Below are 14589 nucleotides of genomic sequence, written 5' to 3'. Positions count from 1 at the left end.
GGGCGGTAAAGTGTGAGCGACATCGCGGGGCAATCGCTTTCCCGTATGCTGGACCGTTCGCAGCGGAAAATTGCGACTTAACGCACAGAATTTTTTCAGGAGAGTACAACAGGCTGGACAACCGGCGCCCGGGAGAAGCCCGCGCGCCGGGAAACGACTTACATTGAGAGGGAATCCACCACGTTAATCCAGCCATGTTCACTGGCCAGCGGTTGGCCATTCAGCCAGCGACGCAGCAGGTTTAATGCCATCATGGCGCAGACTTCCTGGCGTACCGCCAGGCTGTGGCGGGTGACGCTAAACTTCACCCGCAGCGCGAAGGTGCCGTCGGGGGTGGCCAGGGCCACGTTAAGATGATCGTTTTCCTGGCCGCTCACCGCCAGGGCGAGGCCGGCAAAATGGTTAATGCGCCGCTCGGCCGCCCAGCGGGCCGCCTGCGCCAGCGTCTCCTCCTGCGCCGGGACCACTTCGCTGGCCAGCAGCGGCGCGCCGGCGCGGGACAGCTGGAGCGCCAGCAGACCGCCGGTAAACTGCTCGCTGAGCGTCAGGCTCAGCTGCCGCTCCTGCAGGCAGCGTGCAATCTGCGCCGGTAACCCTTCAGTGCCTTCGAAAATCAGGCTGTCGCCAGCCACTTTACGCACTTCCGGCCACAGGGCCAGCATGGCGTCACGCTGCTCAGCCGGTCCGGTCAGCTTCAGCTCAATGATCGGCATCGACGAGCGGTAGCCCATCACTACGCCAGGCGGTAACGTCAGCGGATTGAGGTTTTGCGCCAGCTCGCTTTCCGAGCGGCCAAAAGTGGTCAGCCGCAGGCATACCGGCGGTTCCGGCAGCGTAAAGCGCTGGCGCAGGCGCGGTAAAATCTCCTGCTCGACCATCACTTTGAATTCAGAGGGAACGCCGGGGGTGAAAAACATCAGGCAGCGATTGAGCTGGATGGCAAAGCCGCAGGCCGTGCCCACCGGGTTATTGATCATCTCGGCGCTGGCGGGGATTTCCGCCTGCTTACGGTTGCTTTCCGCCATCGGCCGCCCGCGTTCAGCAAAGAAGCGGGTCATGGTTTCCAGCCACTCCGGATGCAAAATAAGCCCTTCGCCTTTCGCGGTGGCCGCGGCCAGCGCGCTCAGGTCGTCGCTGGTTGGGCCGAGGCCGCCATTGACGATCAGCACATCCGCCTGTTCGCTGCGTTCGCGCAGAATCGCCACCAGCGCATCGAGATCGTCGCCGACGGTATTACGGCGCGTTAATGGTAAACCCTGATTAAAAAAGAAATCCGCCAGCCATGCTGCATTGGTGTCAACGATTTGACCATGCAACACTTCATCGCCAGTGGACAGCATTTCCACATTCAACATTGCTCACTCCTTGCCTGCCAGGTGGCAAATACTATAACGCAAAGCGGGAGGCTGACGAGGAGGAAAATCTGGCGCGGCAAGAAGAGACCGCGCCGGAGGAGATTAGAAGCTGGCGCTGGCGCCGATGTACGGGCCGTCGGCGATGGTGTTATCGCGGTTGCCATCTTTGCCCGCCAGGTTCAGATAGCGATAGCCTGCCTGGATGCTGAGCGGACGCATAATGGTCCAGCTGGCGCCGACGTTGGCTTCCTGATAGCTGTCAATGCCGCTGGAGAGGGAATCTGGAGAGTAATAGTAGTCGCCATACAGACGGAAGCTGTCGCCGATTTTCCACTGCAGGCCGCCGCCGACCGCGGCCGCATAACCTTCATCACCCTGTTTCGGGTTGGTGTATACCCCTTTACCGCCCACGGTCGCCAGGAACGGCCCCAGCGGAATATTCAGGCCCAGGCCTAAACCCGCGGCGTCGCCATCGTTATCGCTGTGCAGCCAGTTACCCGAAACAGCCAGACCGGTGGACTCGGTGCCGAAGCCGACCCCAAGGTTGGTGTAATGCTCGCCTGCTTCGCCGGTAACGCTGATCGCATGGGCCGCCGAAGAGACCAGCATGACGCCAGCCAGCGCCATAAAAATGCTTTTTTTCATTATTTACTCTATCCAGAAAATTAAAATCAAAGAAGTCCCGAAAAAACCTGAAAATTCTACTGCGCACTCGTCAGGAATCAATGACCTGACGAAATGATTTTTCACAAGAGTGTAACCAGTTGCGTCTTTTTACAGCAATACCGCCGCGCATTTGCGAAAGAATGTAAATTTCACCGCATTCATATTCAGTAGAATTATATTTAATTAGGTTGTATTGATTGAATAAATCTATATTTACCTGCGCAATCGCCATTGCGCAGGCTGTTTGAAGGAAGCAGAAAAATTAATGGGCGAGCAGGGCCAGGCGCTCCGGCGCAAGCCCCGTCAGCTTCGCCACCAGCGCCAGATCAAGCCCGTTTTCCAGCATCGCCTTGGCAATACGTTGCGCAGCCAATTGTTCTCCCTGTTCAAGACCTTGCTGCAGGCCCTGCTGATGGCCGCGTTGTTCCAGAAACTGGGCAATGTTCATTAGCGTCTCCTTATGCAGCCGTCTGGGGACATTTTGCGCAAGATTACGTAAAAAGGCGACCGGATCGGCGGCATTTCCTGCCTGTAATAAATAGTGAAGCAGCGTCCTGAGCTGTCTGCGGCTAGTGTATCCCAGCGCCAACAGGCTGGCTAGTTGCTCCTGCAGTTCCATCATATCGCGTTGCCGGATATGCTTTTGCAGCAACTCAAGCATCGCGACCCGTCGGTGCTGCATTATTGTATCGTCAGGAAGCACCGTGATATCGATTAAGTGAAAATCCTGATTGTATACTTGCCGCGCGGTTTGCGGATGAGCAAATCCTTCCAGCCAGCACATGGGATACGGCCAGGGCGAGACTTGCCCATGATAAAAAAGCAGCGGGATCACCAATGGCAGTTGCGTATGTCCTTTATCCAAATGGCGCTGCATCGCTGCTATCGCATAACGCATCAGGCGAAATGCCATATGACGGTCCGCAGAGCTTTGATGTTCGATAAGCAGATAGATATATCCGTCCCCCGCCTGGGTTTGCAGCGAGTAAAGAATATCGGAATGGCTGGCGCGCAGGTCTTCATCGATAAAACTTCCGGACTCCAACTGCAGCGTTTGCAGATTGCATAATTCTCGCAAATGTTCAGGAAGGTGAATGTCCAGAAAATCCCGCGCCGTCGCCCGATGCGACAGGAGGTGTTTAAACACGGCGTCATGTGGGGAATGGGTGGTCCTTTCCATGGTGGCTCTCCATACGATAATTTTCGCTTAACTTATCACTCTGTAAAGCCAGCGCCGTATTTCCCTTGCGGTTTGCCGAGGCGCCTCGCAAACTGTTTCCTCGATACCCGGCCCGACTTACTGCGAAGGAGAAAAATCATGCGTCAAAGGACGATTGTTTGCCCGCTAATCCAAAATGATGGCCATTACCTGTTGTGCAAGATGGCTGCTGACCGCGGCGTTTTTCCCGGACAATGGGCCTTGTCCGGCGGCGGCGTGGAGCCGGGGGAAAGTATTGAAGAGGCGCTGCGACGCGAAGTCCGCGAGGAGCTTGGCGAAAAACTGCAGTTGACCCGTATCACGCCATGGAGCTTCCGCGACGATACCCGCGTGAAAACCTATCCCGACGGGCGCCAGGAAACGATCTATATGATCTATCTGATCTTCGACTGCGTTAGCGCCAATCGCGACGTAACGATCAACGAGGAGTTTGACGATTACGCCTGGGTGAAAGCGGATGAGCTTAAAAACTACGATCTCAATGCCGCCACCCGCCTCACCCTGAGCATGAAGGGGCTACTCTGACGCCACGGTCAGCAGGCGCAGCGTCGCCTTCAGTCCGCCCAGGCTTTCGCTGCGCAAAAGCTGCAGGTGGCTACGATGCAAACGTGCGATATCGTTAACCAGCGCCAGGCCCAGCCCGGCGCCGGGAATCGCGCCCGCGTTATTGAGGCGGCGAAACGGCATCAGCGCCTGGTGTACCTGCTGGTCGTCAATTCCCGGACCGCTGTCTTCCACGCTGAGCAACACGGCGTCGCCGTCGCGATGCAGGCTAAGCGTGACCGTTCCATATTCCGGGGTATAGCGAATGGCATTGTCGAGCAGGTTAGCGCACAGCTCCCCCAGCAGAACGCTATCGCCTGCCACATATACCGCCGACTGCTCGCCCTCGTAGCCAAGATCGATATGTTTGCTCCGCGCTTGCGCGATACGTGAAAAGCAGCTGTTGCACACAATCTCCGGCAAGTTAATCACCGCAAACGCCTGCTCCCGCTGTTTTACCGTCGCCAGCTGCAGCAACCGCTCCGTTAACAAGACCGTATCGTCCAGCGTGGCGCGCATCGCCTGCAGACTTTCGCGCCACAGTTGCGGATCGTCGCTGGCCAGGGCTACCGAAGCCTGCGTTTTCAGCACCGCCAGCGGTGTTTTCAGCTGATGGGACGCATCGGCGCTGAAGCGCTCCTGGCGGGAGATCATCACCCGCAGGCGGTCGATATAGCGGTTGAACGCGACAATCAGCAGCCGCGTTTCCGACCAGGGCAGCAGCTCCGGCAGCGGCGTCAGCAGACCGGGTTCACGGCGCACCATCAGCGCGGAGAGCTGACGCATGGGCCGCAGCACGCGGCGCAGCAGCCAGGCTGCCAGCACCAGCGTCAACAGGACCAGTAACCCCTGCGACACCCAGGATGAGAAGAGTAATTGTCCGGCCAGCCAGCGGCGGGACTGCAGCGTTTCGGCAATATATATCTCCGCCATGCCAACGATGCCGCCTTCGTTGATGGGCTGCAGCAGGCGCGCCACGCGGATTGCCTGACCGCGATATTCGGTATGATAAAACCACGCCAGCGCCGGATAGAGCTGAGTTCGCGAGGTGGAGGGCGGCATCGCGGGCAGATCGTCATAGCCGGAAATGACCTTCCCCTGCGGGTCGAGCACCTTGTAATAGAGACGATCGTTCATATTGAGCTCGAAGCTGTCCAGCACCACCCAGGGCACATTCACCTCCAGTTGCCCTCCGCGAACCACCAGCTGCTCGGCCACCGTCCGCGCCGACGACAGCAGGGTACGATCGTAGGCTTGCGTCGCCGCCTGCAGCGCGCTGACGTAGCTGTTAAACGCGGAGAGTCCCCACAGCAGGACCAGCGGCAGGCCGAGAAACAGCAACAGTTGGGCATAGAGCGATTGCGGCTTACTCCATCTCATGGCGCTCGCACTCAAGCAGATAGCCTAAACCGCGCAGGGTGGTTATACGCACATTGCTCGCCTGAAGTTTCTTGCGCAGACGGTGAATGTAGAGTTCGATGCTTTCCGGACTGACGTCATCGCTGAGGCTGAACACCTGTTCGAACAGCTGCTGACGGGAAACCGGGCGAGTGCGGCGAAACATCAGCACCTTCAATAGCGCCAGCTCGCGCGGCGTCAGAGACAACATCTGGCCGCGGAGTAAAAAATAGCCTTCGTCACAATACGCCAGCTCGCCAAGCTGCTGCACCTCATGCACCTGCCCTTCGCTGCGCCGGAGCAGCGCCCGCAGGCGGGCGTCGAGCTCTTCCAGCTCAAAGGGCTTGGGTAAATAGTCATCCGCGCCGGCATTTAAGCCCTTCACCCGGTCCGCTACCGCGCTGCGGGCGGTCAGCAACAGCACCGGCAGGGTCTGCCCGCGCTTGCGCAGCCGCTGCACCACTTCAAGGCCATCGAACCCCGGCATACCGATATCCAGCACCGCCAGCGCATATTGCTCACTTTGCAGCAGATGGTCGGCCGCACGCCCGTCAGCGACGCAATCTACGGCAAAACCGCCCTGCACCAGCGCTTTTTCCAGCCAGTGAGCCAGCTCACGATTATCCTCGGCTAATAAGAGACGCATATCACATCCTGTAACGTTGCTGCTGCATTGAAAGGGAAATGAAAGGTAACTGTTTTAACAATCATGCAACCGAATCGCCATATGTCGGTTCACATAATCAAAAAAACCTGCCCTGTACCTGCTGAGGAAGCCTATGAAAACGCCATTTTTCCGCCATCTGAGCGCCATCGCGCTGTGCCTTTGCACCACATCCGCCTTCGCCGCAGAGGCCCCGTCCCGCACCGAGTGTATCGCGCCCGCTAAACCCGGCGGCGGCTTTGACCTGACCTGTAAGCTGATTCAGGTGAGCCTGATGGAAACCGGCGCTATCGAGAAACCGATGCGCGTCACCTATATGCCCGGCGGCGTGGGCGCGGTAGCCTACAACGCCATTGTCGCCCAGCGCCCGGCAGAGCCGGGGACCGTCGTCGCCTTCTCCGGCGGCTCGCTGCTGAACCTGTCGCAGGGTAAATTCGGCCGTTACAGCGTCGATGACGTGCGCTGGCTGGCGAGCGTCGGCACCGACTACGGCATGATCGCCGTGCGCGCCGATTCGCCATGGAAAGATCTGAAGTCGTTTATGACCGCGATGGAGAAAAACCCCTCCAGCATCGTGATTGGCGCCGGGGCCTCCATCGGCAGCCAGGACTGGATGAAAGCGGCGCTGCTGGCGCAAAAAGCCAACGTCGACCCGCATAAAATGCGCTACGTCGCCTTTGAGGGCGGCGGCGAGCCGGTGACCGCGCTGCTCGGTAACCATGTGCAGGCGGTCTCCGGCGATCTCAGCGAGATGGTGCCCTATCTGCAGGGCAATAAAATCCGCGTGCTGGCGGTCTTCTCCAGTGAACGACTGCCGGGCGCGCTCGCCGATGTCCCTACCGCTAAAGAGCAGGGCTACGACCTGGTCTGGCCGATTATTCGCGGCTTCTTTATGGGCCCAAAAGTCAGCGACGCCGAGTACCAGTGGTGGGTCGATGAATTCACTAAACTGCAGCAAACCGAAGCGTTCAAAAAGCAACGTGAACTGCGCGGCCTGTTTGAATTCAACATGAACGGCAAGGAACTCGATACCTACGTTAAGCAGCAGGTCAACGACTATCGCGAACAGGCGAAAGCCTTTGGCCTGGCAAAATAATCCGCGGAGGCGCTAATGAGCGATCGTATTTTTGCCGGAGTGTGGCTGTTGTTATGTATTGGCGGTCTGTTTATCGCCTGGCAGATCCACAGCGAATACGCCTATGAACCCGTCGGCCCGCGTCCCTTCCCGCTCGGGATCATCGGCCTGATGCTGCTGTGCTCCGCGTTAATGTTGCTACGTCGCCCGGACGCCGTCGAGTGGCCGGGACGGCATGTGCTGCAGCGTCTGCTGACCATGGTCTTGGTGCTGGTGGTCTACGCCTGGGGGTTTGAATGGCTCGGTTTTCCGCTGGCCACCGCGCTGCTGACGGCGATCATTGGTCTGCTGTTCGGCGCGACGCTGCCGGCGGCGGGCATTGCCGGCGTCGCGATGGGCGTGTCGTTATGGTACGCCTTCGACACCCTGCTCGATGTCACCCTGCCCCTTGGCATCTGGTTTAATTAACGGAGGCGTTTATGGATACCTGGATCTATCTCTCGCAGGGCTTCGCCGTCGCCATGACGCCGGAGAACCTGCTGATCGCCCTGATCGGCTGCTTTGTCGGGACTATCGTCGGCCTCCTGCCGGGGCTGGGGCCTATCAACGGCGTGGCGATTCTGCTGCCGCTGGCTTTCGCCCTGCATTTACCCGCGGAGTCGGCGCTGATCCTGCTGGCGACGGTTTATATCGGTTGCGAATACGGCGGGCGTATTTCATCAATTCTGTTGAACGTGCCCGGCGATGCCGCCGCCATTATGACCGCCCTCGACGGCTATCCGATGGCCCAGCAGGGTCGCGGCGGCGTTGCGCTGTCGATTTCCGCCGTCAGTTCCTTCTTTGGCTCAATGATCGCCATCGGCGGTATTATTTTGTTCGCGCCGCTGCTCGCCCAGTGGTCGCTGGCGTTCGGTCCGGCGGAGTACTTCGCGCTGATGGTCTTCGCCATCGCCTGTCTTGGCAGCATGATGGCGCAGAACCCGCTGAAGTCGTTCCTCGCGGCGTTAATCGGCCTGGGTCTGGCGACGGTAGGGGTGGACGCCAATACCGGGGTTTACCGCTTCACCTTCGACAGCGTCCATCTCTCGGACGGCGTACAGTTTATTGTGGTGGTGATCGGCCTGTTCTCGGTTTCAGAGATCCTGTTGATGCTGGAGAGCACCAGCGGCGGACAAACGCTGGTGCGGAAAACCGGACGGATGCTGTTTAACACCAAAGAGGCCGCGCAGTGCGTCGGCGCGACCCTGCGCTCTTCGGTGGTGGGTTTCTTCGTCGGCATTCTGCCCGGCGCCGGGGCGACCATCGCCAGCGCCATTACCTACATGACGGAGAAAAAACTCAGCGGTAACAGCGATAACTTCGGCAAGGGCGATATTCGCGGCGTGGCGGCGCCGGAAGCGGCCAATAACGCCTCCGCCTGCGGTTCCTTTATTCCCATGCTGACGCTCGGCGTGCCGGGGTCCGGCACCACCGCGGTGATGATGGGCGCGCTGACGCTGTATAACATCACCCCCGGCCCGGCAATGTTCACCGAGCAGCCGGATATCGTCTGGGGGCTGATTGCCGCCCTGCTGATCGCCAACGTGATGCTGCTTATTATGAACATTCCGCTGATCGGCCTGTTCACCCGTATGCTGACCATTCCGCTGTGGTTTCTGGTCCCGGCCATCGCCGCGGTCTCCGCCGTCGGCGTCTACGCGGTACACAGCACCACTTTTGACCTGCTGCTGATGGTGGGGCTCGGGGTGCTCGGCTACATCATGCGCAAAATGCACTTCCCGATGTCGCCGCTGATCCTTGGCTTCGTGCTGGGGGAGATGCTGGAGCAGAACCTGCGTCGCGCGCTGTCGATCAGCAACGGCAATCTGGCGATCCTGTGGCAAAGCGGGGTGACCAAAACGCTGCTGGTGCTGGCTATCGCCGTGCTGGTGGTGCCGCCGCTGCTGCGTCTGCGGCGTAAACAGCGCCAGCGTCGCGCCGAAGCCAATATCGGCTAAGCCGGCGAATTGACCCATTCGCGCAGCGCCCGGCGCGAGATCTTAATCCCACCGTTCTTTAACGTTTCCGGCAGCCGCAGCCAACGCACCGGCTGCTGGAAACGCGCCAGCCGTTCCGCGCTCCATGCCGCCAGCACGCTCATTTCGCAGCCGTCATCGCATTCCACCACCGCTACCGGACGCTGGCCATATTCCGCATCGTCCAGCGGCACGACAAACGCCTGCTGTATCTGCGGATGCGCCCCGATGATCCGTTCCACCTCCTCCGGCTGGATCCCTTCTCCACCGCTGAAAAAGAGATTATCCAGGCGCCCGAGGAGAGTAAGCCGTCCATCGATGATCTCGCCGCGATCGCGGGTGGCAAACCACCCTTCGTCGTTGGTCAATGGCAACAATTGACCGTCGCGCCAGTAGCCCGCGGCCATGCTCGCCGCCCGCAGCCAGACCTCGCCGGCAACGATTTTCATCTCCCGCCCCGGCAACGCCGCGCCCACATCCGCCGCGCCGTCGGCCTCTTTAGCGCAGACGGTGGAAGCGAATTCGGTCAGGCCATAGCCGCAGTAGGTGCGTACCCCCTGCCCCCGCGCCCGCTCGGTCAATTCGACCGGGATCGCCGCGCCGCCGAGCAGCACCGCCTTGAGGGAAAGCGCAGCATCGTCATTCAGCAGGCGCCACAGCTGAGTCGGCACCAGCGAAGCATGGGTACAGCCCTGCAGCATCTGCGCCAGCGGCTGTTTATCGCGCACCGTCAGCCGCGCGCCGGCCAGCAGCCAGCGCCACATAATCCCCTGGCCGGAGACATGAAACAGCGGCAGCGACAGCAGCCAGTCATCTTCTGCGGCAAACGGCATCAGCGCCAGCACGCCGGCGGCGCTGGCCAGATGGGCGCTGGCATGATGCACCGCCGCCTTCGGCAAACCGGTCGACCCCGAGGTCAGCGTCATTGAGGCGAAACGATCCCCACGCCACGGCACAGCATGGGTTCCCGTTGTCGCCTGCAGGGTTAACGCCGGTAAATCCCCCGGCAGCGCATCGCCGTTAAGCACCAGCTGATGCTGGACGGTCAACGCTGGCAGCAGTTCCTGCAGCAACGCCGTCGGCAGCTGCGGATTCAGCGGCAGCACCCGCGCGCCGCACTGCAGCAGCGCCAGCCAGGCCAGCAGCGTCGACGGCTGGTTAAAAGCCTGCAGCGCCACCCCGTGACCTTCGGTTACGCCCTGCGCGGCAAACCCGGCCGCCAGGGCGTCAACGCGGGCGCACAGGTCGCGCCAGGTCAGCGGCTGGTCATTCAGGCGCAGCGCCTGCGCCTCTCCGCGCCGCTGGCGCCAGTGCCGCCAGGGCCAGTCGCGAAAGGTCACAGCAGCGGCTCCAGCGTATCGATGCTGAGCATCGGCAGGGGGCTTTCCGGCCACGCCCGCACCAGCTGGGCGCCCATCAGCGACAGGGTGTCCAGTCCGGGGATGGTCTGCGGCGTCAGCCAGGCGGCAACCCGCGCCAGCTGGGTTAACCCGAGGCTGGACTCGATCGACGAGCTGATCACCGCGCTCAGCCCCAGCGCATGGGCCGCGGCGACCTGCTGCTGAACCCGGTGTAAACTGCCGGTTAGCGTCGGCTTGATCACCACCGCGCGCACGCCCGGCTCGGCGACGAAGCGAAAATCCGCCTCGCGCAGGCTTTCATCCCAGGCGATAGCGATCCCGGTTTCGCGACTAAAGGCCCGCGAGTCCTCCCGCGTTTTACAAGGTTCCTCAAGAAAGGCAATGCGCTGGCGATACGCCGGCTCGACATATTTCGCAAACTGCTGCGCTTTCAGCGGCGTCCAGGCCCGGTTGGCATCCAGACGCAACTGCAGGTCGGGGATGGCTTCCAGCAGCAGATTAACCACCATGCCGTCGCGGACCGCCTCCCAGAGCCCCACTTTCACCTTAGCGACTTTCTCGCCGGGCATCGCCGCCAGTCTGGCGAACAGCTCATCCGGATCGCCGGAGCAGAGCGGCGCCGCGCGATAATCCGCGGCCTGCGGCAGCTCGCCGCTGAGCTCCGCCTGCGCGCAGCTGATGCCAAAGGCGACAGAGGGCAGCGCAGGAAGCGCCGGCTCCGCGCCGTCGCGCCAGGCCTGAGCCCAGGGCAGGAGCGCCGCCTCCGCCTCCGCCAGGGTCTCTGCGCTGAATCCCGGCAGGGGAGAAATTTCCCCCCAGCCCTCCTGCTCACCCTCCCGCAGGTGGATGAACAGCCCGTCGCGGGTTTTTAACCGCCGTTCTCGCAGCACCACGCCCGCGTCCATCGGTATCTGCCAGCGGTAAACCTGCGAAACGCGCATTAGGGATTCCGTTTAAATTTGCTGAAGTCCGGCTGACGTTTCTGGTTGAAGGCATTGCGGCCTTCCTGTCCCTCTTCCGTCATGTAGAACAGCATGGTGGCGTTGCCCGCCAGCTCCTGCAGACCGGCCTGGCCGTCGCAGTCGGCGTTCAGCGCCGCTTTCAGGCAGCGCAGCGCCATTGGGCTGTTCTGCAGCATTTCACGACACCAGCGCACCGTCTCTTTTTCCAGATCCGCCAGCGGCACCACGGTGTTCACCAGCCCCATGTCCAGCGCCTGCTGCGCGTCATACTGACGGCAGAGGAACCAGATTTCGCGCGCTTTTTTCTGCCCGACGATGCGCGCCATATAGGAGGCGCCCCAGCCGCCGTCGAAGGAGCCGACTTTCGGCCCGGTCTGACCGAAGATGGCGTTTTCCGCCGCGATGGTCAGATCGCACATCATGTGCAGCACGTGGCCGCCGCCGATAGAGTAGCCGGCCACCATCGCTACCACCGGCTTCGGGCAGGTGCGGATCTGGCGCTGAAAGTCGAGTACGTTGAGATGATGCACGCCGGAGTCGTCCTGATAGCCGCCGTAATCGCCGCGGACTTTCTGATCGCCGCCGGCGCAAAAGGCTTTCTCACCTTCCCCGGTCAGGACAATCACCCCGATATTGTCGTCATAACGGGCATCCGCCAGCGCCTGGATCATCTCTTTGACGGTCAGCGGGCGGAAGGCGTTGCGCACCTGCGGGCGATTGATTGTGATTTTGGCAATGCCGTCGGCCGATTTGTGATAGCGAATATCGGTATAGCCTTCGGAACAATCGTGCCATTCAACAGGGGCATAGAGCATTGCTTCATCAAGAGAGATCATAGAATGTCCTTCAGTTAACTTGCCAGAATCTGCGCCAGACAGGCAATCACCGCCGCCGGGTTGTCCCGGTGCGCGTTGTGTCCGGCATGGTGAATAAGATGGAGATCCGCCGCGAGCGCCTGCGCGATGGCGCGAAACTTCGCGTCGCGCTCGCCGCACAGGTAATGAAAGGGGAAATCGCGCGCCTGCAGGGACGCGCGCAGATCGGCCTGCCCGGCAAGGGAGGTCGCCTGCAGCATCTCGGCCAGCGTCGCGCCGTTGTTCCGGCTGCGTAAGGCGACCAGCGCCGCGCGCTGCCCGGCATCCAGTGAAGCGAAGACCGGCTGCTGATACCAGTCGGCAAAGACCTTCGCCAACGGCTCATGGCGAAAACGTTCCGCCCAGGCGCTGTCGTTGCTGCGCCGCGCCTGCCGCGCTTCGGCATCCTGCAGCCCCGGATGGCCGCCCTCAACGACGAGGCCGCACAGGCCCGCGCGCGGCTGGCAGGCGAAGTTCATCGCCACCCGGCCCCCCAGCGAGTAACCGATCAGCCAGTAGTTAAGTATGTTGTAACTATTAAGCGTAGCCTGCAGCAGAATATTGACCCCGGCAAAGTCCTGCACCGCGATATCCGCCGAGCCGCCGTGGCCCGGCAGATCGAGATACAGCCGCGGCCAGGCGCGAAACGCGTCGCCTACTTCCCGCCACTCATGGCGGTCGCCGGAAAAACCGTGCAGAAAGACCAGCCAGGGATAACCCGGCTGGCCATGTTCGACAGCAGCGCTGAGGGTCACAGGCGACTTACCTGCGCCAGCAGCTGCTGGAGGGTCTGCGTGCCGTCGGTCTCATTGACCGCCAGCTCAATCATCGTCGCCCCTGCCCTGCGCCAGGCGCCGGCCAGCGCCTCATCCAGCGCCTGCCAGTCAGCCGGGCGATGATAGGCCAGGCCGAACATCGCCGCCGCGTGGCTGAAATCAACGTCCTGCGGCATTAAGTAGAACTGGCGCCGCTCGTCCTGCGGCGTCGGCAGCATGGAGAAAATCTGCCCGCCGTTGTTGTTCACCACGATCAGCACCAGCGGCGCCGACGCCTGGCGCAGCAGGGCCAGTGAGTTGAGATCGTACAGCGCCGAAAGATCGCCGACGATAGCCAGGGTTGGCCGGGCGCTGGCGCGCTGGACGCCGGCGGCGGTGGCGATCAAGCCATCAATGCCGCTGGCGCCGCGGTTGCTATAAACCGGGTAGCCAGCCGGCAGCTGCGCCAGGGCGTCGATCAGGCGCACCACCAGGCTGTTGCCGACAAACAGTTGCCCCTGTTCCGGCAGATAGCGCCGAATTCGCTGCGCCAGCTGCGCTTCGCCAAAGGGTTCGTTGCTGGCGACCGCCGCCTCCCACGCCTGTCGGGCCAGTTCAGGAATAGCCGTCGCCCACGGCTGGCGTTTCTCCGCCGGGTGAAGCTCAAGCCAGCGGTCAATGCTGGCGAGCAGACGACGGCCGCGGTGCTGCGCCGGATCGAGACGGCCGGGCAGATTATCCACCAGCCAGTATTCATCAGGCTCGCAGGTGGCCTGCCACTGCAGGACCCGCTTGCCGGTCAGGCTGCTGCCGAGCTGAACCACGATCTGCGCCTGCGCCAGCTCGCTCACCGCTTTGCCGTTGCCCAGCCACAGGTCAGCGCACGGCAGCGGCTGCCCGGTCTGTGACAGGATATCGCCGATCAGCGGCCAGCCGAGGGTTTGCGCCCACTCGGCCACTTTTTTCCCTTCGGCGGCGCTCATTCTGCCCGCCACGACCACGCCGCGCTTTTGCCGCCAGAAGAACCAGTCGCGCTGTTTCTCACTTTCCATCTGCAGCGCCTGACGTAACCAGGGTTTATCGCTCTGCCACCAGTTGCCGAGCTGCTGCTGCCACTCCACGCCGGTATCATCCATATCGCCATACAGCGGTTCGGCGAACGGGCAGTTGATATGCACCCCGCCGGCGTGCAACTCGCCCAAGGCCTGGTCGAGGGTCGAGACCAGCCAGCGGGCGGAAATATCCTGCGAGGGACGCGGCAGAGAAATCGTCTGCGATGGATGGGAGGCGAACATCCCCGGCTGACGAATCGCCTGATTGGCGCCGCAGTCGATCAGCTCCGGCGGACGGTCGGCGGTCAGGAGAATCAGCTTTTCCCCGGTAAGCCCCGCCTCAATCAGCGCCGGATATAGGTTCGCGGTGGCGGTCCCGGAGGTCACAATAACCGCCACCGGCTGGCGACTGGCTTTCGCCAGACCGAGCGCCAGGTGGCCAAGGCCGCGTTCGTCAAAATGGGTATGATGGATAAAGGCGCGGTTTTCCGCCGCCGCCAGGGTTAAGGGTGTCGAGCGCGAGCCCGGCGCAATGCAGATATGCTGCACGCCGTGGCGCGTTAAAGCTTCCAGGATCACCGCCGCCCAGCGTCGGTTAAATGCGCTTACTGACATGAAATTGTCCGGTATCAAATATTGATGCTAAGTATAGATAAGGCAAAGTGACGGC

At 61.4% G+C, this 14589-nt stretch carries 14 protein-coding genes; 4 read left to right on the top strand and 10 right to left on the bottom strand.

Going from position 1 to position 14589, the window contains the following annotated elements; all coding sequences use genetic code 11:
* Nucleotides 1–158: 158 nt before the first annotated feature.
* From ACOI7D_RS07650 to ACOI7D_RS07640, 3 genes are all read right to left on the bottom strand, one after another.
* A complete protein-coding gene (locus tag ACOI7D_RS07650) occupies nt 159–1355 on the bottom strand; it encodes a nicotinamide mononucleotide deamidase-related protein YfaY (RefSeq protein ID WP_044524253.1) in 1197 nt (398 codons plus the stop codon).
* Nucleotides 1356–1457: 102 nt separating this feature from the next.
* Nucleotides 1458–2000 (bottom strand): YfaZ family outer membrane protein, encoded by a 543-nt coding sequence (locus tag ACOI7D_RS07645; protein WP_004201712.1) that lies wholly within the window; start codon nt 1998–2000, stop codon nt 1458–1460.
* A gap of 283 nt (nt 2001–2283) precedes the next feature.
* Nucleotides 2284–3201 (bottom strand): Rpn family recombination-promoting nuclease/putative transposase, encoded by a 918-nt coding sequence (locus tag ACOI7D_RS07640; RefSeq protein ID WP_023290496.1) that lies wholly within the window; start codon nt 3199–3201, stop codon nt 2284–2286.
* 138 nt (nt 3202–3339) lie between these two features.
* Here ACOI7D_RS07640 and nudI point away from each other — a divergent pair, with 138 nt between their 5' ends.
* Nucleotides 3340–3765: a nucleoside triphosphatase NudI gene (gene nudI / locus ACOI7D_RS07635; RefSeq protein ID WP_044524255.1), complete on the top strand. Its 426-nt coding sequence runs from the start codon at nt 3340–3342 to the stop codon at nt 3763–3765.
* On the opposite strand, the gene ACOI7D_RS07630 is transcribed toward nudI, so the two are convergent.
* Together ACOI7D_RS07630 and tctD are read right to left on the bottom strand one after the other, a co-directional pair.
* Nucleotides 3757–5163: a sensor histidine kinase gene (locus ACOI7D_RS07630; RefSeq protein WP_109547091.1), complete on the bottom strand. Its 1407-nt coding sequence runs from the start codon at nt 5161–5163 to the stop codon at nt 3757–3759. The two genes, nudI and ACOI7D_RS07630, sit on opposite strands and share 9 nt — an antisense overlap.
* A complete protein-coding gene (gene tctD / locus ACOI7D_RS07625; RefSeq protein WP_032453566.1) occupies nt 5150–5827 on the bottom strand; it encodes a transcriptional regulator TctD in 678 nt (225 codons plus the stop codon). Before tctD ends, ACOI7D_RS07630 begins: the two co-directional genes overlap by 14 nt.
* Before the next feature lie 133 nt (nt 5828–5960).
* Here tctD and ACOI7D_RS07620 point away from each other — a divergent pair, with 133 nt between their 5' ends.
* Genes ACOI7D_RS07620 through ACOI7D_RS07610 form a run of 3 tightly spaced genes read left to right on the top strand, consistent with a single transcriptional unit; the run spans nt 5961 to nt 8917 of the window.
* Nucleotides 5961–6941, top strand: coding sequence for a Bug family tripartite tricarboxylate transporter substrate binding protein (locus ACOI7D_RS07620; RefSeq protein WP_023290500.1), 981 nt, complete (start codon nt 5961–5963; stop codon nt 6939–6941).
* Nucleotides 6942–6956: 15 nt separating this feature from the next.
* Complete coding sequence (locus ACOI7D_RS07615) at nt 6957–7388, top strand: tripartite tricarboxylate transporter TctB family protein (RefSeq protein WP_060590073.1); 432 nt, start codon at nt 6957–6959, stop codon at nt 7386–7388.
* Between the two features lie 11 nt (nt 7389–7399).
* Nucleotides 7400–8917, top strand: a complete 1518-nt coding sequence (locus ACOI7D_RS07610) for a tripartite tricarboxylate transporter permease (protein ID WP_023290502.1) — start codon at nt 7400–7402, stop codon at nt 8915–8917.
* On the opposite strand, the gene menE is transcribed toward ACOI7D_RS07610, so the two are convergent.
* Genes menE through menD form a run of 5 tightly spaced genes read right to left on the bottom strand, consistent with a single transcriptional unit; the run spans nt 8914 to nt 14534 of the window.
* A complete protein-coding gene (menE, locus tag ACOI7D_RS07605) occupies nt 8914–10275 on the bottom strand; it encodes an o-succinylbenzoate--CoA ligase (protein ID WP_064155535.1) in 1362 nt (453 codons plus the stop codon). The two genes, ACOI7D_RS07610 and menE, sit on opposite strands and share 4 nt — an antisense overlap.
* Nucleotides 10272–11237: an o-succinylbenzoate synthase gene (gene menC, locus ACOI7D_RS07600; RefSeq protein WP_109547090.1), complete on the bottom strand. Its 966-nt coding sequence runs from the start codon at nt 11235–11237 to the stop codon at nt 10272–10274. Before menC ends, menE begins: the two co-directional genes overlap by 4 nt.
* Entirely contained in the window at nt 11237–12094 is an 858-nt protein-coding gene (gene menB, locus ACOI7D_RS07595; RefSeq protein WP_004201730.1) for a 1,4-dihydroxy-2-naphthoyl-CoA synthase, read from the bottom strand. Before menB ends, menC begins: the two co-directional genes overlap by 1 nt.
* 14 nt (nt 12095–12108) lie before the next feature.
* A complete protein-coding gene (gene menH / locus ACOI7D_RS07590) occupies nt 12109–12867 on the bottom strand; it encodes a 2-succinyl-6-hydroxy-2,4-cyclohexadiene-1-carboxylate synthase (protein WP_109547089.1) in 759 nt (252 codons plus the stop codon).
* On the bottom strand, nt 12864–14534 hold the full coding sequence (gene menD, locus ACOI7D_RS07585; RefSeq protein WP_109547088.1) for a 2-succinyl-5-enolpyruvyl-6-hydroxy-3-cyclohexene-1-carboxylic-acid synthase: 1671 nt from the start codon (nt 14532–14534) through the stop codon (nt 12864–12866). Before menD ends, menH begins: the two co-directional genes overlap by 4 nt.
* Nucleotides 14535–14589 lie beyond the last annotated feature (55 nt).

This window comes from Klebsiella sp. C360 (assembly GCF_048822415.1).
In the GTDB taxonomy this organism is placed as follows: domain Bacteria; phylum Pseudomonadota; class Gammaproteobacteria; order Enterobacterales; family Enterobacteriaceae; genus Klebsiella; species Klebsiella quasipneumoniae.
This window is presented reverse-complemented; position numbering and strand designations above follow the sequence as displayed.